This window comes from Nocardia nepalensis (assembly GCF_048910785.1).
Classification (GTDB): domain Bacteria; phylum Actinomycetota; class Actinomycetes; order Mycobacteriales; family Mycobacteriaceae; genus Nocardia; species Nocardia nepalensis.
Window position 1 is genome coordinate 460219 of the sequence record NZ_JBKBET010000005.1, and the last position, 20794, is coordinate 481012.

Consider the following 20794-nt stretch of genomic DNA (forward strand, 5'->3'; position numbering starts at 1 on the left):
AATGGCCGCATGGGTTGTCAGGAACTCCCGACAGCGCTGGAGGTCATCGGGTTTGCCGGTCGTGGTGGCGCTGGGCGGTCACCACCTCGACAGTGTGCTGACGGATCCACTCCAGAAACCGGTGCAGCGACTCGGTGAGGCCATGGCCGAGTTCGGTCAGCTCGTAGCTGACCCGAGGCGGTGTCGTCGGCTCCACGGTGCGCGAGATCAGTCCGTCCCGCACGAGCGTGCGCAGGGTCTGCGACAGCATCTTCTCGCTGATACCGCCGATCCTGGCGTGCAGTTCGGAGAACCGCTGCGGCCCGCCGCCCAGCGCGGTCAGAATCAGCATGCCCCAGCGGCTCGTGATGTGGTCGAGCACCTCACGGGCCGGGCATTCACTGTTGAATGCGTCACTCATGCCCTGCCAGACATCGCGCTGGACCTGCGGACCTACCACCATATCTGGAGCTTACCTGAAGGTATGTCCTTACCGAAGGAAAGCCTCTCGGCCTACGCTCCCGCCATGGTCACAGTCATTTTCGGAGCCAGAGGCAATGTCGGCCGCCACGTCGCGGCGGGCCTGATTTCGGCGGGCGAGCAGGTCCGTCTGACGAGTAGGGAACCCGACACCGCGGACTTCCCGCCGGGCGCGGAGGTCGTCGCGGCCGATCTGGAGCAACCGGATACGCTGCCCGCCGCACTCGAAGGCGCCGAGCGGGTATTCCTCTATGCCAAGCCCGAGGGGATCGACGGTTTCGTCGCGGCGGCCGAGTCCGCTGGAGTACAGCACGTGGTGCTCCTCTCGTCCGGGGCGGTCCTGCTGGCCAATGCCGCAGACAACCCGATCGCCCAGATGCACGCCGCCGTCGAGTCCGCCATCGAAAAGTCCGATCTGGCATGGACATTCATCCGGCCCGGCATGTTCGCCACCAACGCACTGTGGTGGTGGCAGCGGTCCATCCGCGACGAAGGCGTCGTCCGGGTCCCGTATCCCGACGCCCGGACGGCGCCCATCCACGAGAAGGACATGGCAGCACTCGCGGTAACCGCGCTGACCGAACCAGGTCACCGAGGCCACGCCTACCCCGTATGGGGTTGCGCGGCACTGACCCTGCGCGAGCAGGTGCAACACATCGGTGCGGCGATCGATCGCGATATCACCTTCGAGGTGATCCCCGTCGAACAGGCGCGGGTGGAACTGGGCAAGACCATGCCCGCGATCGGCGTCGAGGCCGTCCTGGCCGGATGGACGGCCGGGCTCACCGCGGCACCGCCGGTCTCAACGGTCATCGAGGAGGTCACCGGCCGCCCCGCGCACACGTTCGCGCAATGGGCGAAGGACCACGCATCCGACTTCCGCTGAGCAGTCGCTTCGTTCATTCGATCGGAGGACTCGGGCCGCGACTACAACAAGCCGATGGCCCGGTCCTCGGATTGGCGGAAATCCGAGCATTACTGGCATTCCTGCCACTCGTTCGGAGCACTGCCTCGGAGCTTCACTGAACGGCGAGGAACGTTGGATACGAAGGAGAACGACGTGGGTGCGCCAGCTGGGATCGATTGGGAATGGGCGACGCGGACCGGGGGGACGCTCTCCGGCGGACAGCATCGACAGCTCGCGGTCGAGCTCGCGCGGACGCTGCCGAAGCTGGGTGGCGCTCAGCTCAAACGGGTGCTCGGCAGGAGCGGGACCGGACGCCTGGAGTTCGCAGGGCTGCGGGTGCCGGATTCGAAACTCGCCAAGGCGGCGGAAACAGAAGCGCGCGAATCACTTTCGATCCAGATGCTCGAACATTCCTATCGCACTTATTTCTTCGGCCGGGTACTCGCCGACCTCGACGGTGTTCGCTACGACGACGAATTGGTTTACGTCGCCTGCCTGCTACACGATTTGCAGCTCGAAAGCCCCACTCCGGGTAAGTGTTTCGCGGTGGCAGGCGGTGAACGGGCGGCGGCGTTCGCGGTGCGCGAGGGCGCGGAACCCGAACGCGCACAGGCGATCGGAGCCGCGATCGCCGCGCACATCACCCCCGGCGTTGCCGATGATCTGAGCGATCCCGGCGGGTTCGTATCGGCGGGTGCATCGGTGGATGTGATGGGCGCGCGCTTTCCGGAACTGGACCCGGACTGGGTCGCGCAACTGTTGCGACGGCATCCACGTCACGATGCCAAGCGGCATCTGATCGCGGCGTTCAAGGCCGAGGCCGCGGCGGTGCCGAAGGGCCGCGCCGCCCTGCTGAACAGTGTCGGTTTTCTGCAACTCGTCCGGTTGGCCCCGTACTCCGAATAACCTGTCGGATAAACGAATTCGCCCGCACCATCTGACGAGGACGGTGCGGGCGAATCAGTTTCGGGGCGCTATCAGCCCAGGCGCTCCTTCAGCGCCTCGAACTCGTCGCGCACGCCGGAAGGCAGCTTGTCGCCGACGAATTCGAACCACTCCTCGATGAGCGGGATTTCCTTGCGCCACTCGTCGGCGTCGACGGCCAGCGCCTCGTCGACATCGGCGGGATCGACCTTCAGACCATCGAGGTCCAGCTGCGCGGCGGTGGGCACGTTGCCGATCGCGGTCGACTCGGCCTGCGCCGAACCCTCGATGCGGCCGACAATCCACTCCAGCACCCGGGAGTTCTCACCGAATCCGGGCCACAGGAAGCGGCCGTCGCCACCGCGACGGAACCAGTTGACGTAGAAGATCTTCGGCAGCTTGTTGGCATCGGCGTTCTTGCCGACGTTGATCCAGTGGTTCAGGTAGTCACCGACGTGGTAGCCCATGAACGGCAGCATGGCCATCGGATCGCGGCGCACGGTGCCGACCTTGCCCTCGGCCGCGGCGGTCTGCTCGGACGACAGCGTCGCGCCCATGAAAACGCCGTGCTGCCAGTCGAAGGACTCGGTCACCAGCGGAACCGTGGTCTTGCGGCGGCCGCCGAACAGGATCGCCGAGATCGGCACGCCCTGCGGGTCGTCCCATTCGGGAGCCAGGATCGGGCACTGCGACATCGGCGTGCAGTAGCGCGAGTTCGGGTGCGCGGCAAGGGTTTCGGTCTCCCGCAGGTACCAGTCGTTACCCTTCCAGTCGATCAGGTGATCGGGCTCGCCCTCCAGGCCCTCCCACCAGACGTCGCCGTTGTCGGTGAGCGCGACATTGGTGTAGACCGTATTGCCCGCCTCGATGGTCGCCATGGCGTTCGGGTTGGAGCTGCGGTTGGTGCCCGGCGCGACGCCGAAGAATCCGAACTCCGGATTCACCGCGTACAAGCGGCCGTCCTTGCCGAAGCGCATCCAGGCGATGTCATCGCCCAGGGTCTCCGCGCGCCAGCCGGGAACCGTCGGCTGGATCATCGCGAGGTTGGTCTTACCGCAGGCGCTCGGGAAGGCCGCGGCGATGTAGTACGCCTTGTTCTCCGGGGAGATCAGCTTGAGGATCAGCATGTGCTCGGCCAGCCAGCCCTCGTCGTGGGCCATGGCCGAGGCGATGCGCAGCGAGTAGCACTTCTTGCCCAGCAGCGCGTTGCCGCCGTAGCCGGAGCCGTAGCTCCAGATCTCGCGGTCCTCGGGGAAGTGGGTGATGTACTTGGTGTCGTTGCACGGCCACGGCACATCGGCCTGGCCATCGGCCAGCGGCGCGCCGACGGAGTGCAGCGCCTTGACGAACGGCTTATCGGTGCCGAGCTTCTCCAGCGCCGCGGCGCCCATGCGGGTCATCACGCGCATCGACACGACGACGTATTCGGAGTCGGTGATCTCCACGCCCAGCTTGGGGTCCTCGGCACCGAGCGGGCCCATGCAGAACGGCACCACGTACATGGTGCGGCCCTTCATCGAGCCGCGGTACAGCTCGGTCATGGTGGCGCGCATCTCGGTCGGGTCGACCCAGTTGTTGGTCGGGCCTGCATCGGCCTCGGTCTTGGAACAGATGTAGGTGCGGGATTCGACACGCGCCACATCGGAGGGATCGGAGAGGGCGAGGAAGGAGTTTGGCTTCTTGTCCTCGTTGAGCTTCTTGAAGGTGCCCGCCGCGACGAGTTGGGCGGTCAGCCGATCCCACTCTTCGTCGGAACCGTCCGCCCAGACCACCCGCTCTGGCTGAGTCAGTTCTGCGACTTCCTGTACCCAGGCGAGTAGTTCGCTGTGCTCGGTCGGCTGCTTGCCGTCGGAATCGCGAAGACCAGGAATGGTCGCTGAGGTCATGAAAACTCTCCTGAGATGGGCGGTTCACGGTGTAGCCGCCTAGGCTGACCATTTCGAGCGACCTGCGAGCAGTCGCTACGGTAAAGGCCTATGACCAGCGCGAACACACCGAGCGCCACCGTTGGCGGGAAGGCACCCGCTACGACCAGTCGAGAGCGCGTCATGGCTGGACCGCGTACAAGGACGAAGCGGACGCCCAGGTTCCTGCCTAAGAGGTTAACGCGATGTGACGACCAGTACGGAATCGGGTTCCCCCAGGCGTACCCACTAATTACCTAATCAAAAGATGCTCTATACCTATCGAGGATGGCGATATCGCGTTCGCAGGCCGCAAGCTGTCCGGGTTGCTCCGCCGCGGCTCGGCGCAATTTGGCCTCCAATTCGGCCACCTGACGGTCTATTTCGACGATTCGCTCGGTGCTCGCGCGCATCACCCGATCCGATAGCGCGGTCTCCGATTCCACCAGTGCGGTGGCGACCCGCTGCTCCAACTGGGCCTTGACGTTGACCAGCGCGTCGGCGACCCATTGACGCAGATGGGCGCGGTCGGCCACCTGCCCGCGCGCCCGCACCACCCAGGCCGCCGCACCCGCGCCGAGCAGCAACGTCACCGGCACGCTCGCGAAATCCAGCGCCTGCACCAACGAGAACGGGGCCACCAGTAGGCGTCCGATGCCGACTCCGGCGGAGGCGCCGAGCGCGATCATGAGGTGATCTTCGACACCCCGATGCCTCGGCTCCGGATCCGGGCCGACGCGGGGTGCGGGATCGCGCCAGCGCGGTGGTGTGCCGCGGTCGGGTTCCGATGCCGCGTCGAGCCGGTCGTTGAGCTGCCGCAGCCGCTGGTCGATCGTTGCGTCCACGGCATTGGTCAGCTCGTTCACGGCCTGCTGCAGGCGTTCGGGATAGTCGCCGGATTCGGCGCGGCGCAGCCGATCGAGTTCGCCGCGGGCGGCGGTATGCAGTGCGCGCACCCTGGCCCCGACATCGGTCATCAGATCGACCCTGGCCAGGTGCAGCTGGCTGCGCAGTGTGGACATGGCCGTGGCCCGGCCGCCGTCGCGTCCGGCGAGCAGTACCGCACGCTCCTCGCGCCACTGAATCGGTTCCGCGCCGGAGCGCAGCACCGCGACCTGTTCGGCGACCCGCCTGCGGGTATCGGCCAGCACGCGCGCGGTGACGGCGGCGACCCGGTCATCGGATTCGGCGCCCGACGTCGCGGCGGCCAGTTCCGCATGCAACGCGCCGAGTCCGGAGCGATCGAGCAGGCTCGCATCGCCCGCCGCGCGGCCCGCCACCGCGAGCCGCGCCGATACCGGCACGACCTCCAGATCGTCGATGCCATGCGCGGCGAGCAGTTCGACGTTGTGCGCGTGCACCGCGCGCCAGTCCTGATAGGCGTGAATCCCGTTCATGGCGAGCAGGATTCGCGTGCCGTCGGCCCGCAGGCGCTGCACCAGGTGCAGCGCGTCCGAGCCGAGGGCGCTGCCGGCGTCCAACAGGATGAGCGCGACCGCCGAGGGCGCGTTGCCCGACGGCGACGTGGTTTCGACCGCGGCACTGGCATCGGGCACCGGATCGGATAAGGCGATCCGCGGCTCGAAACGCGCCAACTCCGTGCGCAGCAGGCTCGTATTGGCGTCATCGGGCCCGATCAACGTGACCGCCGATGCCACCCCCGTTCCCTGCACCGCCCGCAGGAGCGCCATCCCCTGCGGGTTCCAGCGCGCGATGACCGCCTCGACCTCTGGAGTCAGCGACGGCTTCTCGGGCGCGGGATCCCGCGCGACGGTCGGCACCGGAGTCGATCCGCGTGACGCAACCGCCGACCGACCCGCCGCGGCGGCCGGTGCATCCGCTGATCCACTCGACGGCGATGGCTGCGGGTCCCGCGCAGCCGACCCATTCGGATCACTCGCGGATTCATCGCGCCCGAGCGCACCGGGGCCCGACGGCTCCGCATGCGTGGAATCCGGTTGTTCAGAGTCCGGCACTGCTCATCCGTTCCCATAGCCGGATATAGCCGTTGTGGACGCGCAGGGCCGCGCGGCGGGCGACGGGTGACATATCGCTGGAGACGACCGCGCGCCAGCGGGCGGCGCGGGCCAGGGCGTCGTCGGCGTCGGCCGGTGCGGGCGCGCGATATCCGGCGGCCAGGTGGGCGACCTCCGGACAGGCCAGGCCGGCACAGAGACCCAGCCAGCGGGCGTCGTCGCCGAAGAGATAGTCCTCCAACATGTCTCGCGCGTTCGCGCCATCGACCGGGACGGCCCGCGCGGCCAAGCGGGCCAATTCGTCGAGGAGTTCGCCGCCGCGCAGCGCGCAGACCTGTTCGTAGCGGCGGTGCAGCAGGCGGTGCAGGGGATCGATACCGCTGGCCGCGTGCATGATCTGCAGCAGCGCGTGCGGACCGAGGTCGGGGTCCTGGCGCAGCGCGGAGAGCGCGCAGGTCACGCCGTAGAGATCCCAGCGGTGCAGCAGTTCCTCGCGTTCGGCGACATCGGGACCGGCCGATGCCGCGACGAACAGGTCGGGCGAGAGGGTCAGCGCGGGATCCGCGGTCTCGGCGAGGCGGCGCAGTGTGGCCATATCGGCCTCGGTCACCGCACCGGCCCTGGTGCGCACGGCCAGCGAGGCGACCACCGGCAGCGTAATGGTCCCGAGGCCGCCGCTGTACTGCTCGGCGGCGGTGACCGCATCGGCCCAGCGGGATCCGATCGCGTCGGCCTTGTTCAATACCGCGACCGTGCGCTCGGGCGGCAACTCCGCGAGAATCCGCCGGTCAGCCGGCTGCGGCGCGCCCGAGAGGACATAGACGATGATGTCGGCGTCGAGTTCGGGATCGGCCACCCCCGGCTCGTCCACCGGCGCCGTCTCCACCGCCGACATCAGTGCCAGCGCGTGCAGCACGGTGCTGCGGCCGGTACGCGCGCGGCCGGTCACCTGAATGCGCGGCGGCCGACGCCAGCGCGCGATGGCGGCCCCCACCTGGCCCACGATCCGCGGATCCGCACCCGAGCGCAGCGTGGCGAGCAGTTGGTCGAGTTGGTCGAGTTCCCGCGCGGGCCCGCCCGGGCGGATCCGGGGCCCGTCGGATTCGGTGGCTGTCGGCAAAGCTGCGCACCCCCTTTTCGGTGCGCAATTCTTGCAGACGCGGGGCCGACGTACCGGGCGGACGGGCACCTCCGCAATTCACTCGAAAGGATCAGCTGCCGCTGAAGTATTTGTTCGCGGTGCGCACGGCCCAGTTGGGCGCGTATTTGGCGGCGGTCGCCAGTACCTTTGCCTGCGTACCGATTTCGTAATGCACGCGCGGCAACCGACCGCGCTTGCGGGTCGCGTCCCAGATTCCGTGCGCGACATCCTCGGCGGTCAGGCGCACGCCCAGCGATTTGGTCGAGGCGGTCTCGACCCCGTCCACCATGGCGGTGGCCACGAACAGCGGCCACACCGCGATCACCCGGATATCGTGTTGTTCCCATTCGAGATCCAGGGCCTCGGTGAGGCTTTTGACCGCCGACTTGGTCGCGCCGTAGCTGGCGAGTTCGGGTTGTCCGTAGATCGCCGAAGCCGAGCAGAGATTCACGACCTGCGCTCCGGGCGTATCCCGCAGATAGCCGAACGCCGCATGCGTGCCGATGATGACCCCGCCGAGATTGACATCGACGATGGCCTGGTGGGTGGCGAGGTCGATGGATTCGAACGGACCCGCGCGCAGGATGCCCGCATTGTTGATGAGGATGTCGAGCCGGTTCTCGTCACCGTGGAACTCCGCGAGACGTTCGGTCCAGTGCGTGTCGTTCGTCACATCCAGCACCCCGGTCCGCACGCTGCCGTCGGTGGCGTGGATGTCGGCGGCTAGGCGGGTCAGGCCCACCTCGTCGATGTCGTAGGCGCCGACGTGATACCCCTGTGCAGCGAAAAGTAGTGCCGTGGCCCGGCCGATACCCGCCGACGCACCGGTGATGAACACAGTCGGTCTGCTCATGCGCGCAGTCTAGTGCCGCGACAAGCCCCCTACCTCAGGGTTCCCAGAGATGCCGCCTTCACTTAATCTGACGTGATGGTCGGCACCATAATCGGTGTGCAGCTTCACTTTTCGAGCCCACGGCACGAACGACGGTCCCGAAGAACAAAACTTACATAACCCCCCGAGGCCCCAGGAAGCGCCGCAAATCGAATAGCCTGCCGACCACGCGGAACGCGTTCCGCACAGGTCTCGATGAGGAGGTTGCCGTGGCCGTCGATGTCGTCGGTGCTGTCGATCCGGATGCGTCCGGCAAACCACTGCTACCCAGTGACGATCCGTTCCTGCGGCCGCCGAAGGGTTTCGCGGCCCGTCCGCCCGGCACCATCCTGCGCAGCCGCCGCGTCGAACTCGCACTGTTCGGCCTTGTGCCGCAACAGGTCTCGGCATGGCAACTGCTGTACCGCAGCTGCGATCTGCACGGCACACCGGAGGCGGCGATCACCACGGTGCTGTTGCCGCTCGACGCCGATCCGGACGAGGACCGGCCGCTGCTGGCCTTCCAGACCGCCATGGACGCGGTGGCCGAACGATGTTCGCCCTCGTACGCATTGCGTCGCGGTGCACACGCGCTCGGCTCGGTCACCCAATTCGAATGGATGCTGGTGGCCAATGCCCTGCGCCGGGGCTGGGCGGTGAGCATCGCCGACCACGAAGGTCCGCACGGAAATTTCGGCGCGCCACGCGAGCCCGGTTACCGCGGGCTCGACGGGATCCGCGCGGCACTGCGCTTCACCCCGCTCGGTCTGCGGCCCGATACCCGGGTCGCGGTGTGGGGTTATTCCGGCGGCGGCATGGCCAGTTCGTGGCTGGTCGAGATGGCGCCGACATACGCACCGGAAATCGATATCGTCGGCGCGGTGCTCGGCGCGCCGGTCGGTGATCCCGGACAGGTCTTCACCAGGCTCAACGGCGGGTACTACGCCGGACTGCCCGCGATCGTGGTCGCGGCGCTGCGCCGGTTGTATCCGGCGCTGGCCGCGGTATTCGACAGCGACTGCGACGCCGAGGGACATCGCCTGATCGAACGCGCCGAACGTGCGACGCCGTTCTCGGCGATACTCGGACTGATCAATAGAGATGTCGGCCACCATCTGACCCGGCCGCTGGCGGAGGTGCTCGCCGCACCCGATATGCAAGCCATGCTCGCCGACCTGCGGCTCGGCCACTCCATCCCGACCTGTCCGCTGCTCGTACTGCAGCCGGTGCACGACCAGATCATCCATATGGACGGGGTCGACGGCCAGGTCGAGCGGTATCGGCGCGGGGGCGCGCAGGTGACCTATGTTCGGGACCGGCTCAGCGAGCATTTCTCGCTGCTCCCGCTGGCCACTCCGATCAGTCTGGACTGGCTCGGCGACCGGCTCGCCGGAAAACCGGTGCGGGAGGAGAGCGACAGCACGGTGTGGTCGGTGGCCGCCTCGCCCGCCGGGGTGCGCGGCCTGGTGGAGATGCTCGGGACCGCGCTGAAGGTGGCATTGGGCCAGCCGCTGCGTCAGGAGACCGCGCCCGCGACGCGAATCCGCCGCGTACGCGCCGCCTGACCGGGCGAGGAGTGCGGCTGCCCGCAGTCGCCACCAGACCTGTTCGAGCGACCTGCAAGCAATCACCAGCTGACCCTTTCGAGCGACCTGCGAGCAGTCACTAGCTGGCCCTTTCGAGCGACCTGCAAGCAGTCGCTAGCGGCCGATTGCTGCCCTGATCATCCGATGCTGGACAATGGACCGCGTGAACGACGCCGCGAACCACACTGCCGAGTCAGTTCCCGGACCGCCGTCCACAGCTTCGGCTCCGGCGGACGGTGGATCCCGAAAGGGGTCGGGCTCCCGCCTGTACCCCCGAGTGACGAGCTTCCGCTCGCGCCGGGGCGCGCTGACCGCGACCCAGCAGCAATCCTGGGATCGCACCTGGCCGCGCATCGGCCGCGATGTGGCCGATGAACCGTTGGACGCCACCGCCTGGTTCGGCCGCGAGGCCCCGCTCGTCATCGAGATCGGTTGTGGCACAGGCACCGCCACCGCCGCGATGGCACAGGCGGAACCGCATCTGAATCTGATCGGCATCGAGGTGTACCAGCCCGGTCTGGCCCAATTGGTGCAGCGCATCGAGCGAGAGAACATCGAAAACATCCGGCTGCTGCGCGGCGACGCCGTAGACGTGCTGGAAAACATGATTGCTGAGCAGTCGCTCACGGGCGTCCGAGTCTTCTTTCCCGACCCGTGGCCGAAGGCGAGGCACCACAAGCGACGGCTACTACAACCCGCGACCGTCGCGCTCATCGCCAATCGCCTACGGCCGGGCGGCGTCTTGCACGTCGCGACCGACCATGCCGACTACGCCGAGTTCATCGCTACGGTCGGCGCGGCAGAACCCCAGCTCATCGGCCTGAACGAGACGACAGGCGGCGTCAGCGCGGAACATCGCGACAGCGCTCCGATCGGCTTCGAAAGGCCGGTAACCAAATTCGAAGGCAAGGCACATCGGGCCGGAAGCGCCATCAACGAGTTCATATGGGGGAAGATCGGATGATGAGCGAGCGCAGCGAGCGAGCAATTAGCTCAGCCGTCATGACGGTCATGACGGGGGCGAGCGCCGGCGAGGCGGAGTCATGAGTGTCAGCGAGATCGTGGATGTTGCCGGGGAGGTGCAGGGACCAGCAGCCGAGGTGATCGGCGCCGCGACGCCCGATGTGCGTCGGGTGCTGCTGGTCTGGGACGCCCCGAATCTCGATATGGGACTGGGCGCCATCCTCGGCGGCCGTCCGACTGCCGCCTATCGACCGCGCTTCGACGCACTGGGCCGCTGGCTGCTCGCGCGCACCGCCGAGCTATCGGTGGGCAGCGTGACCCGGGTCGAGCCGGAAGCCACCGTCTTCACCAATATCGCGCCGGGCACCGCCGATGTGGTGCGGCCGTGGGTGGAGGCGCTGCGCAATGTCGGCTACGCGGTCTTCGCCAAGCCCAAGATCGATGAGGACTCCGATGTCGACGCGGACATGCTCGCGCACATCGAGCTACGCAGTCGCGGCGCCGGACTGGCCGGCATCATGGTCGCCTCCGCCGACGGCCAGGCCTTCCGCGAACCACTCGAACGACTGGCCGCCAACGGAATCCCCGTTCAGATACTCGGCTTCCGTGAGCATGCGAGTTGGGCGGTCACATCCGATACCCTCGAATTCATCGACCTCGAGGACATCCCGGGTGTGTTCCGTGAACCACTGCCCAGGGTCAGCCTCGACTCGCTGCCCGACGAGGGTGCCTGGCTGCAGCCGTTCCGGCCGCTGTCGGCGCTGCTCACCTCTCGCCCTGCCCAAGGAGTCGCTTAGTGTTCACACGCTGGGGCGATCTGGTCTACCGGCTGCGCTTCGCCGTCATCGGCATTGTCGCGGCCGCACTCTTGGCACTGGGCGGTTACGGCCTCGGCCTGGAAGACCATCTCAGCTCCAGCGGGTGGGATGATCCCACGTCACAATCGGCCAAAGCGGCAAAGTTGTCCGACGAGGCGTTCGGGCGTGATCACAACAGCGATGTCATCGTGCTGTACACCGCGCTGGACGGTAAGACGATCGATGATCCCGCATTCCGGCAGAAGATCGTCGACAGCCTCAATAAGCTGCCGCGCGAACATCCGGATGAGATCGCCAAGATCAACGGCGCCTACTGGCAGACCGAAACCGGTCCGGCGTCACCGATGACGTTCGGTTCGAAGGATAAGAAGTACACCTTCGCCTCCATCGCCATCCAGGGCAACAACGACACCGATATGGTGCGCAACTTCCGGAAGGTGAAGGATGCCTTCGCCATTCCGGGTGTCGATGTGCAGGTCGCGGGTCTGCAGGCGGTGGCGGGCACGCTGAACGACACCATGGCCGCCGACCAGAAGCGGATGGAGATCCTGGCCATCCCCGCGGTCGCGGTGCTGCTGTTCTTCATCTTCGGCGGCGTGGTCGCGGCGGCGCTGCCGCTGATCGTCGGCGGTCTCACGGTGATCGGCGCCTGGGGCATCGTGCGGTTCGCCACCGAGTTCACCGAGGTCAACTCGTTTGTCTCACCGGTCGTTTCGATGATCGGTCTGGGTCTGGCCATCGACTACGGCCTGTTCATCGTCAGCCGGTTCCGCGAGGAACTCGCCGAGGGCTACGACACGCGCGCGGCCGTGCGCCGATCGGTGATGACCGCGGGTCGCACCGTCGTGTTCTCCGCGACCATGATCATCGCCAGCCTCGGCGGCATGCTCCTGTTCCCGCAGGGCTTCCTCAAATCGATCGCCTACGGCTCCATCGCGACCGTCTCGTTGGCCGCGCTGACCGCCATCACCATCCTGCCCGCGATGCTCAGCATTCTCGGGTCGCGGGTGGATATGCTCGGGCTCAAGCGATTCCGCAAGACCAAGACGGCCGAGGAAGTCGAGAACGGCTTCTGGGGCAAGTCGACCCGCTGGGTGATGCAGCATCCGCTCAAGATCGCCATCCCGATCTGCATCCTGTTGCTGCTGTTGATCATTCCGGTCAAGAACCTGGCCTTCGGCGGCATCAACGAGCGGTATCTGCCGCCGGATAACACGACTCGACTGGCGCAGGCGAAGTTCGACTCGATCTTCCCGCTACGCAAATCCGATCCGATCCAGCTGGTTTTCGTCTCCGGTAGCAGCAATGACGTCGGCAAGGTGTGGGCCGCGGCCAAGCAGGCGCCCGGATTGACGGGCACGTTCGACGTGCCTGCTCAGTCGAACACAGACAAGGAAGTGTTCCGCACGAGCGCGACGCTCGCGGATTCGGAGAACGCGGATCCGACCATCGACTATCTGCGCTCTCTCGAAATCCCCGACGGCGTGCAGATGTATGTCGGCGGACAGCCCGCGATCCAGAAGGACAGCATCGACGCGCTGCTGCACCGGATGCCGTGGATGATCGCGCTGGTCCTGTTCGTGACCACGCTGCTGATGTTCCTCACCTTCGGCTCACTGGTGTTGCCGATCAAGGCCGCGTTGATGAGTGCGCTCGGATTGGGTTCCACGCTCGGCATTTTGACGTGGATCTTCATCGACGGGCACGCCGCGAGTCTGCTGAATTTCACTCCGCAGCCGATCATGTCGCCGGTGCTGGTGCTGATCATCGCCGTCATCTACGGTCTGTCGACCGACTATGAGGTATTCCTGTTGTCGCGCATGGTCGAAGCGCGCACGCAGGGGGCCTCGACTACCGAAGCGGTGCGCATCGGTACCGCGCAGACCGGGCGGATCATCACCGCCGCCGCGCTCATCCTGCTCGTGGTCACCGGCGCGTTCGCGTTCTCCGATCTGGTGATGATGCAGTACCTGGCCTACGGCATGATCGCGGCGCTGTTCATCGACGCCACCATCCTGCGCATGCTGCTCGTCCCCGCCACCATGAAGCTGCTCGGTGACGACTGCTGGTGGGCGCCCGCGTGGATGAAGAAGGTGCAGCAGAAGGTCGGGCTCGGCGAGCCGATCCTCGACGACGAGCGGCCCGGTGGGGGTGAGCTGGTCGACCTGGTCAAGACCACGCCGATCACCGATCCGGTGACGATGCAGATGCCCGCGCTCTCCGATAGCGCGGTGAGTCGGGCGCGCAGCCCGCGTCGGCCGCGCACGATCGAGGAGATCGAGGCCGAGGCGCCGACGCAGCATATGGCCAAGATCCCGGCCGAACCGCCGGCGCCGCCGCGACCGGTTGTGGCGCCGCATGATCCGACTCGGCCGCGGGCGACTCCGCCCGCGCAGTCCCCGCCACCCGCGCCGCTCGGGCAGGCCGTTCCGCCTGCGCAGGCCGCACATCCTGCACCGCCCGCGCAGTCCGTGCCACCCGTTCGTCCTGCGCCAGAACCCATTCGGCCGCGGCCGCTGCCGAGGATTTCGGAGTCGTTCGAGGCGACGCGTCCGATTCCCCCGACGCCTAGCCCTGCGCCGCCCCCGCCGCCTGTCCAGCCCACACCGGCGCCAACGGCTTCGTCGGACCACCCGACCCACCACGCCGCACCAGAGCAGCCCGCCGCCGCGCATTCGAATGACGAAGCGCCGGACCAGAACCGGAGCAGCATCGAAAACTGGATGGCCGAGCTGCGCTCCAACCGCCGCCGCATCGGCAACCCCGAGGAAGGCCGCCACCACAGCGGCGACGGCCGCACCGTCAGTGTGAACGAACTGCTGCGCCGCCGAGACCGGGAGTAACCGAGCTCCGCTGCGCCGACTTCCGGAAGCGTCCTCCGTCACGACCTGCCGTATAGCAGCTGACCTGCGACGTTGACATTTGGCAGCCGATGCGTTCGAGCCGCGTCGAATTCCTCGGTACGGAATTCTCAGTGGCAACGACTTCGGCAAGTCCTCAGGCGTAGCGGGTACCAGCCGGGAGCACAGACGCGACTGTGCGGCAGCAACTTCGCCGGTTGCGGCCGCACATCTGCGTCGGCGGAGTGTGGCGTCGAGTCCCCTCGTGGCCCGAACCTGCGGTTACCGTCCGGCGGCTGATGCCCCAGGTATGGCCGTGGGTGAGAAGAGCGGATCAGCCGGTCGGATGTTGGGGTGTCAGTTGGTGGTGTTCTCGGAATTTCGGTTTGTGGCACCGGCTTCGGCGAAGGCTCGGGCGTAGCGGGTGCCGGCCAGGAGTAGCAGGATGCCGACTATCAGGAAGGCGGCTACTCGGACCAGGCCGTCGAGGGTGGCGAGGTCGAAGAGGAACAGTTTGGCCAAAGCGGCCGCGGTGACGAGAAGCCCGGAGCCGAGGGCCAGTTTGGCGACCGCGGCCGAGCCGGACAGGTTGCGCAGGCCGAAGAGCAGGGCGCCGGTGGCGGCGGCCATCCAGATGATGGTGGCGGCGCTGTGGCCGATGATGAAGCCGTCGGCGGCGGTGGTCGCGATGCCGATCGAGACCGTCGCCGCGGTCACGGCGTACAGGCCCGCGATGCTCGCGACGACGAACAGGGTCGATTCGTCGCTGCCACCCCTGCGCATGCCGGGGAGTCTGCGGGCGCACCAGACGGCCGTGGCGATCACTGCCAGTGCGAGGACTGCGCCCAATGCGGTCGGGATGCCCATGCGCTCCTGCGCGATCCGTTGGGTCGCAAGCGCTTCCGGTGTCACCGTGGCGAAGTACGCCATCGCGCCGACCACCGTGAAGGCCACACCGATGGCGGCGGTGACGCGCGAACGTTGCTGACCGGCCAGCCCGAGATAGCACAGCGCCACCAGCAACAGCGCGATCGGCAGCGTCCGCACCTGGGTTACCCCGATGCATGCTTCGAGCAATGCGAACGAACCGGCGATCGCGGCGACGAACCCGATCGAACCCGGAATCCGCACCAGCTCGGGCAGTTTCGGCACCGTCCGCGATGCCGCCACGGCCAACAGCACCGCCGCGTAGATCCCCGCGACCAGGGCCGCCGAATGCCGCTCGAACATCGCGGGCGCGGTCAGGAGCGGAACCGTCGACAAAGCGAAAGTCAATGCGGCGACGATATCCCCGGATCGCTTGCGCACCACCAGCACACCGCCGACCAGCCCGATCGAGACGATCGCCACCGCGGCGGTGAGCACCCAGTACACCCGCCCCTGCGCCGGATCGCCGAGGGTGGCCACCGCAATCGCGACCAAGGTCGCCAGCGTCACGGGCACCGTGCGCACCACGTGCAGGAACGGCCAGTCGCGCGCCAATTGCACTGGCACACAGGTCAACTGCAGCACGATGAGGAATGCCAGCAGCACCAATTCCGAGGTGACGAACGGTGACAGCACCGCCGCACCCACAACCACCAGCACGGCGAGCGGCTGCGACTGCCACCGCATGGCCAGCCCGACCCCGCCCGCCGCGACAGCCAGCGCAACCGCGAGCCCGAGCACCGGATGCAGCCACCCGTAGATCGCCGTCACCGCAACCACATCCAAATAGGCCCCCGCAATCCCAGTTGCGGCCAAGGCAATTCCGCCGACCCGGCCGCCAGCCCGCCCGAACACCCGCACCCCGACCCCAACCAGCGCCACCGAGAACCCCGCCCCGGCAACAACTCTCGGCACCGGCCCGAAGAACCCCGCCTGCGCCGCGAGCACCAACAGCATCACCACCCCGATCAGCGTCACCGCCACCCCGGCCACCGCCAACACCCGGCTGATCATCCCCTCCCGCTGCCACCACGGCGTCCGCGGCACCCCCGCCCCACCCCGCACCGGCGGCCGCGGTGGCCGAATCCCCGGCGGACCGGCAACCCCCGACCACTGCGGCGTGGCCATCGGCGGCCGGTACCCACTCGGAGGAACCGGACCTCCCGGAGGCACCGCCGCCCCGCCTGGCACCGCACCCGGCCGCACATAGCCAGGCCCATACCCAGGCGCGAACTGTCCCCAACCCGAAGGCGCAACTGGCGGCACATGCGTCGCGCTACCGGCCGTCCCCGAGGTTCCGGAACCGGCATCGGGCTTCGAGGGCGCTGCCGCAGCAGGTGCGTCGGGCGACGCACCCCGCGGCACGGGAATGGAACTGTCCGGGGCATCCTCGGCAGCCTGTGCGTCTGCCGAATCCTTCGAAACACCCAATGCCGCAACGGAACTCGCGGCGATCTGACAGCGCAGCAATTCCAGGTCTCGGCCGAGGACGCCCATTTGCGTTCCCAACGCAGTGAACTCACCCGACAGCCGCGAAATCAGCGCGGGATCGATAGACGTAGTCATGTCCCCAATGCTGATTTCCGCACCGCTCGGAAACATGAGTAGAAACCCACAGTCGGCACCCGAGATCTACCCGACTTGCCCAGCGCACCCCTGATCGTTGAGCCGATCTGCCGACCTATCCGTACGGAGCACCAGCCGCCCGTCGGCCTTACACCCCTTCGCTCCACCGGAACCACCCGCAACAATTTCTCCAGGCCGACATAGTCATTCGGATTGGTTGTGAAAAGTGGGAGGTCCTCGACGTTGCAGTCGAGGTGATCATCAGGTCCGCCAGACGCCGCCGAGGCTTGCGTCCGATGGCAACAACCGACGCGGACACCGGGCCGAACACCCTGGCCGCCGGTGACATGCAACCGACAGTTAGCCGACGTCGCCGATTGACCCCCGACCTGACGGTCGCAGGCGGGGGTCGGTCGATTCGGTCACCTGCTCGGGGCTCGCATGGTGGTGACCTGGTGGACGGCCTTGATCACCGCGGAGCGGGGTGGGATCCGAAGGACGCCGGGCGCCGGTTCGCCTGCCCAGTGCCAGCCGAGGGGAGAGTCGGTGGAGGGGAGCAGGACGTGGCGGCCACCGGGGATGACGGTGACGTGATGTCCGGCCAGGCACTGGCGCACGCTGATCTCGACGGGATGCGGCGGGCTCGGGGGTGCCACCAGGAAGGTCCAGGTGCGCTCGCCGGGATCGGCGACCACGGGGGCCGTAAAGGTCCGGTCCAGCGTGGCGAGGACCTTGCGGCCCAGGTCCGGTGGCATCACCAGGGCGCCGAGGATGGAGCCGGTGGTGATCATCGGGCGACCGGCCAGCAACTGGACCGGCAACCCGTACCGATGTCGCAGCATATGCGCGATTTCATGGGGAGAGTGACAGCGCTCGAACATGGCTTACCCCTCACCCCGTCCGCAGACCGGGCAGCCTCTCGCGCGTAGCGGTCCGTGCTGTTCGCGTACGCGCTGTGTGTCGCGCGCGGATCGATTGGTGTGTGCACCCGGCTCGAACGCGCGATCGGCGCGGGGAGCTCGCACGGTGTCAATCGGCATGGTGATCATTGCCGCCGCCCTTTGCATTCTCAAAGTTGCAGAAAGGCAACGGTATTCCAACTGAGCGTGAACGAGTCGTACGTAATGTCCCACTTTGGGTGAGCGCAATCACTTAACGTCGTACGCTGAAACAAGGATGTAACAAAGGACTTGGCTACATGGATGATTCGTCGATCGGCGTGCGGATAAGACTCTTCCGTGGAAAGGCGCTCACCCAGCGCCAACTCGCCGACCAAGCCGGTGTCAGCGTCGATCTGGTGCGCAAACTGGAACAGGGTGGCCGCCAGACCGCATCGATCGCCAGCCTGCAGAAACTCGCGCTCGCACTGGATGTCGACATCGCCGACCTGGTGGGCAAGCGGCACGGCATTCCGTCCGGCAATCCGGATGCGGGCATCGTCGCGATCCGGCGCGCACTGACCCCGGTCGACGATCTGGTCGGCGAGCTTCCCGACGAAGACGCGATCGGCCTCGACGAGGGCAGTCGCACAGTCGATTACGCGTGGGGCGCGTACTGGACGGGTCGCTACGAACTGCTCACCTCGATCCTGCCGTCGGGGCTCACCCAGCTGCGGGCAACGGTGCACGCCGCCCGCAACGGCACGGTCGCGCCCGCGAATGAACTGCTCGCCCGGATGTATTGGGTCACCGGCTGCACGCTGGTCCATCTCGGTCAGACCGATCCGGCGTTCCTGGCGATCCGGCAGGCACTGGCCGCCGCCGAGCTCGGCAACGACCCGCTGCTGCTGGCCACCATCCGCGGCTCGGTCGCCTGGCAGCTGCTGGTGCAGGGGCGTTACGAGGAGTCGCGCAAGGTCGCGCTGCGTGCGGCGGCGAACCTGGAACCCGAGGGCGACGAAACCCCGGCGCATCTGTCCGCGTACGGGTCACTGGTTCTGCAGGGCGCGACCGCGGCCGGCCGATCGCAGGACGTGCCCGAGGCGTTGTCGCTGGTGCAGGCGGCGGGTGAGGTCGCGCTGCGCATCGGCGTCGATCGGCGCGACTACGAAACCTATTTCGGCCCTTCACAAGTCGTCATGCAGACCGTCGATGTGAACGTGAGCTCCGAACGCTATCCGGAGGCGCTGGCCGCCGCGAAGGATATGCCCGTGAATTGTGGTCTCCCGCAAGCCTCCCGGGCCCGCCACCTCACCGATACCGCCGTAGCCTGGACCCGCACCGGCCAGCACAAGCGGGCGCTGGAGGCGCTGCTCAACGCCGAACGCGTCGGCGGCGCCGACTGGATCAAATACCAGACCCTGCCCCGGCATATCGTCTCCGAACTGCTCGACCACGATCGCCGAGTCCCGCTGCGCGCCTTCGCCCGCCGCATCGGGGTCAACGACTAGAGGCGAGAATCAGCTCCCCATCAACTTGCGCCACTGGGCGCGCAGGGTGTGTTTGGCGGTGACCGAGCCGAAGCGGATCCGGCCCTGCACGACCACATGCAGCGGGCCGAAGGGCGGTCCGGTGCGGACCTTGTTGTTGACGCTGGAGCCGATCAGGTCGACGGCATTGAGGTCGACGGTGGCCTCGGCGGGAACGATCAGGGTGAGCGAGCTGAGATAGTCGTCGACATTCACCTCGACGACCTGGGTGGACATGATCGCCTCGGTGAAATCGAGGGTGATGCCGGAGAGCCAGTTGTTCAGGTGCAGCGATGGCGCCACCTGCCAGGGGCCGCGCCGGTTGACGCCGGACAGGCGGCTGCGGATCACATTGCCCGGCGTGGCCTGCGCCGGGACCGACGGCGGCGGCGATACGGGCCGCTTCGCGAAGGCGGGTGCGGCGTTGACGAATGTCGACGGCGGCGCGGCGGGCTGACCGACGAGCCGGACACCGGGCAGATCGACCAGGACAGCGTTGAGTTCGCCGCGCGTCTTGGCGGCCAGCGCGGTATCCATCCGCTCGGTGAACTCCCCGAGTGAGAGCATGCCGAGCCCGACGGCCCGCTGCAGCAGTTGACCGACATGCTCGCGTTCGGCGTCGGAGACGCGCAGTTCACGGTCGCCGACCACGTCACCGGGGCCGAGGCCATTGGATACCGATTCTGGGCCACCCATGAATTCGAGATTACCGAGGCCCGGGCGCTCAGTACATCAGGGCAATCCCCGATTCCACCGCCGACCTGGGCCCTGACGACGTGAATCCACCGGCCCTCATCTCGCCTCCGGACGCCCGACCGGTGGCCGAATCCCTCGGCCGCCGAGCTGGCATGGCACTATTCGAGCCCTTGCTCGATCGCGTAGCGGGTCAGTTCGACCCGGTTGGCCAATTGCAACTTGCGCAATGTCGCCTGCACATGGTTCTCCACGGTCCGATGGCTGAGCCCGAGCCGAGACGCGATCTGCTTGGCGGACAACCCCTTCGCCACCATCCGCAAAACCTCGGTCTCGCGTTCGGTGAGCGCGGGCCGATGCGGTTCGTCCGGTTCGGCGGGTGCGGTCGCCATCCGCCGGTACTCACCGAGCACCAACCCCGCCAGACCGGGCGTGAACACCGGCTGCCCCGCCGCAGTGGCCCGAACGGCATCGATCAACTCCGCCGCGGACGCACTCTTCACCAGATATCCCGAGGCTCCCGCCTTGATCGCATCCAAAACATCACCACGCTCAGCCGAGGCCGACAGGACGAGCACTCGACTCTCGGGCGACACCCGCAGCACCGCCGCGGTGGCCTGCGCCCCATTCCCATCGGGCAACTGCATATCCATCAGCACCACATCGGGCCGCACCGCCGCCGCCCGCCGGGTCGCCGACCCGACTCCGTCCGCGGTGGCGGCCACCTCGAACCCGGCCTCGGCCAGATCCCGGGACACCCCATCTCGCCACATCGGGTGGTCGTCCACAACCATCACCGAAATCGCATCGCC

General features: G+C 67.3%; 16 protein-coding genes. 7 read left to right on the forward strand and 9 right to left on the reverse strand.

What is annotated here, in order from left to right; all coding sequences use genetic code 11:
• Positions 1-43: 43 nt before the first annotated feature.
• Positions 44-442, reverse strand: a complete 399-nt coding sequence (locus ACHQ4I_RS06440) for a winged helix-turn-helix transcriptional regulator (protein ID WP_420770727.1) — start codon at positions 440-442, stop codon at positions 44-46.
• Between the two features lie 63 nt (positions 443-505).
• Between ACHQ4I_RS06440 and ACHQ4I_RS06445 the strand changes: the two genes are divergently transcribed.
• Complete coding sequence (locus ACHQ4I_RS06445; protein WP_420770728.1) at positions 506-1345, forward strand: NAD(P)H-binding protein; 840 nt, start codon at positions 506-508, stop codon at positions 1343-1345.
• Between the two features lie 174 nt (positions 1346-1519).
• Entirely contained in the window at positions 1520-2272 is a 753-nt protein-coding gene (locus ACHQ4I_RS06450) for an HD domain-containing protein (protein ID WP_420770729.1), read from the forward strand.
• 71 nt (positions 2273-2343) lie between these two features.
• Here the strand turns inward: ACHQ4I_RS06450 and ACHQ4I_RS06455 are convergent, their stop codons facing one another.
• From ACHQ4I_RS06455 to ACHQ4I_RS06470, 4 genes are all read right to left on the reverse strand, one after another.
• On the reverse strand, positions 2344-4176 hold the full coding sequence (locus tag ACHQ4I_RS06455; RefSeq protein ID WP_420770730.1) for a phosphoenolpyruvate carboxykinase (GTP): 1833 nt from the start codon (positions 4174-4176) through the stop codon (positions 2344-2346).
• Positions 4177-4451: 275 nt separating this feature from the next.
• On the reverse strand, positions 4452-5975 hold the full coding sequence (locus ACHQ4I_RS06460; protein WP_420770731.1) for a hypothetical protein: 1524 nt from the start codon (positions 5973-5975) through the stop codon (positions 4452-4454).
• A gap of 181 nt (positions 5976-6156) precedes the next feature.
• Positions 6157-7290 (reverse strand): hypothetical protein, encoded by a 1134-nt coding sequence (locus ACHQ4I_RS06465; protein ID WP_420770732.1) that lies wholly within the window; start codon positions 7288-7290, stop codon positions 6157-6159.
• A 91-nt stretch (positions 7291-7381) separates the two neighbouring features.
• On the reverse strand, positions 7382-8164 hold the full coding sequence (locus ACHQ4I_RS06470; RefSeq protein WP_420770733.1) for an SDR family oxidoreductase: 783 nt from the start codon (positions 8162-8164) through the stop codon (positions 7382-7384).
• 248 nt (positions 8165-8412) lie between these two features.
• Between ACHQ4I_RS06470 and ACHQ4I_RS06475 the strand changes: the two genes are divergently transcribed.
• The 4 genes from ACHQ4I_RS06475 (at position 8413) to ACHQ4I_RS06490 (ending at position 14392) form a co-directional block, all read left to right on the forward strand.
• Entirely contained in the window at positions 8413-9747 is a 1335-nt protein-coding gene (locus ACHQ4I_RS06475; RefSeq protein ID WP_420770734.1) for a lipase family protein, read from the forward strand.
• 175 nt (positions 9748-9922) lie between these two features.
• Complete coding sequence (gene trmB / locus ACHQ4I_RS06480) at positions 9923-10732, forward strand: tRNA (guanosine(46)-N7)-methyltransferase TrmB (protein WP_420770735.1); 810 nt, start codon at positions 9923-9925, stop codon at positions 10730-10732.
• Between the two features lie 79 nt (positions 10733-10811).
• Complete coding sequence (locus ACHQ4I_RS06485) at positions 10812-11528, forward strand: NYN domain-containing protein (protein WP_420770736.1); 717 nt, start codon at positions 10812-10814, stop codon at positions 11526-11528.
• A complete protein-coding gene (locus ACHQ4I_RS06490) occupies positions 11528-14392 on the forward strand; it encodes an MMPL family transporter (RefSeq protein WP_420770737.1) in 2865 nt (954 codons plus the stop codon). Before ACHQ4I_RS06485 ends, ACHQ4I_RS06490 begins: the two co-directional genes overlap by 1 nt.
• A 354-nt stretch (positions 14393-14746) precedes the next feature.
• On the opposite strand, the gene ACHQ4I_RS06495 is transcribed toward ACHQ4I_RS06490, so the two are convergent.
• Both ACHQ4I_RS06495 and ACHQ4I_RS06500 read right to left on the reverse strand, forming a co-directional pair.
• Complete coding sequence (locus ACHQ4I_RS06495) at positions 14747-16882, reverse strand: DUF2339 domain-containing protein (protein WP_420770738.1); 2136 nt, start codon at positions 16880-16882, stop codon at positions 14747-14749.
• Between the two features lie 422 nt (positions 16883-17304).
• Positions 17305-17724, reverse strand: a complete 420-nt coding sequence (locus ACHQ4I_RS06500) for a hypothetical protein (RefSeq protein ID WP_420770739.1) — start codon at positions 17722-17724, stop codon at positions 17305-17307.
• Between the two features lie 356 nt (positions 17725-18080).
• On the opposite strand from ACHQ4I_RS06500, the gene ACHQ4I_RS06505 reads away from it, so the two are divergent.
• Entirely contained in the window at positions 18081-19271 is a 1191-nt protein-coding gene (locus tag ACHQ4I_RS06505; protein ID WP_420770740.1) for a helix-turn-helix domain-containing protein, read from the forward strand.
• A gap of 9 nt (positions 19272-19280) precedes the next feature.
• Here the strand turns inward: ACHQ4I_RS06505 and ACHQ4I_RS06510 are convergent, their stop codons facing one another.
• Together ACHQ4I_RS06510 and ACHQ4I_RS06515 are read right to left on the reverse strand one after the other, a co-directional pair.
• Positions 19281-19985: a DUF1707 SHOCT-like domain-containing protein gene (locus ACHQ4I_RS06510; protein ID WP_420770741.1), complete on the reverse strand. Its 705-nt coding sequence runs from the start codon at positions 19983-19985 to the stop codon at positions 19281-19283.
• Between the two features lie 158 nt (positions 19986-20143).
• Positions 20144-20776, reverse strand: coding sequence for a response regulator (locus ACHQ4I_RS06515; RefSeq protein ID WP_420770840.1), 633 nt, complete (start codon positions 20774-20776; stop codon positions 20144-20146).
• Positions 20777-20794 lie beyond the last annotated feature (18 nt).

Excerpts from the sequence above, each read along its gene's own strand:
- ACHQ4I_RS06440 (WP_420770727.1), bottom strand. The coding sequence starts at position 442 with ATGGTGGTAGGTCCGCAGGTCCAGCGCGATGTCTGGCAGGGCATGAGT.
- ACHQ4I_RS06445 (WP_420770728.1), top strand. The coding sequence starts at position 506 with ATGGTCACAGTCATTTTCGGAGCCAGAGGCAATGTCGGCCGCCACGTC.
- ACHQ4I_RS06455 (WP_420770730.1), bottom strand. The coding sequence starts at position 4,176 with ATGACCTCAGCGACCATTCCTGGTCTTCGCGATTCCGACGGCAAGCAG.
- ACHQ4I_RS06470 (WP_420770733.1), bottom strand. The coding sequence starts at position 8,164 with ATGAGCAGACCGACTGTGTTCATCACCGGTGCGTCGGCGGGTATCGGC.
- trmB (WP_420770735.1), top strand. The coding sequence starts at position 9,923 with ATGGACCGCGTGAACGACGCCGCGAACCACACTGCCGAGTCAGTTCCC.
- ACHQ4I_RS06485 (WP_420770736.1), top strand. The coding sequence starts at position 10,812 with ATGAGTGTCAGCGAGATCGTGGATGTTGCCGGGGAGGTGCAGGGACCA.
- ACHQ4I_RS06495 (WP_420770738.1), bottom strand. The coding sequence starts at position 16,882 with ATGACTACGTCTATCGATCCCGCGCTGATTTCGCGGCTGTCGGGTGAG.
- ACHQ4I_RS06500 (WP_420770739.1), bottom strand. The coding sequence starts at position 17,724 with ATGCTGCGACATCGGTACGGGTTGCCGGTCCAGTTGCTGGCCGGTCGC.
- ACHQ4I_RS06505 (WP_420770740.1), top strand. The coding sequence starts at position 18,081 with ATGGATGATTCGTCGATCGGCGTGCGGATAAGACTCTTCCGTGGAAAG.
- ACHQ4I_RS06510 (WP_420770741.1), bottom strand. The coding sequence starts at position 19,985 with ATGGGTGGCCCAGAATCGGTATCCAATGGCCTCGGCCCCGGTGACGTG.
- ACHQ4I_RS06515 (WP_420770840.1), bottom strand. The coding sequence starts at position 20,776 with ATGGTTGTGGACGACCACCCGATGTGGCGAGATGGGGTGTCCCGGGAT.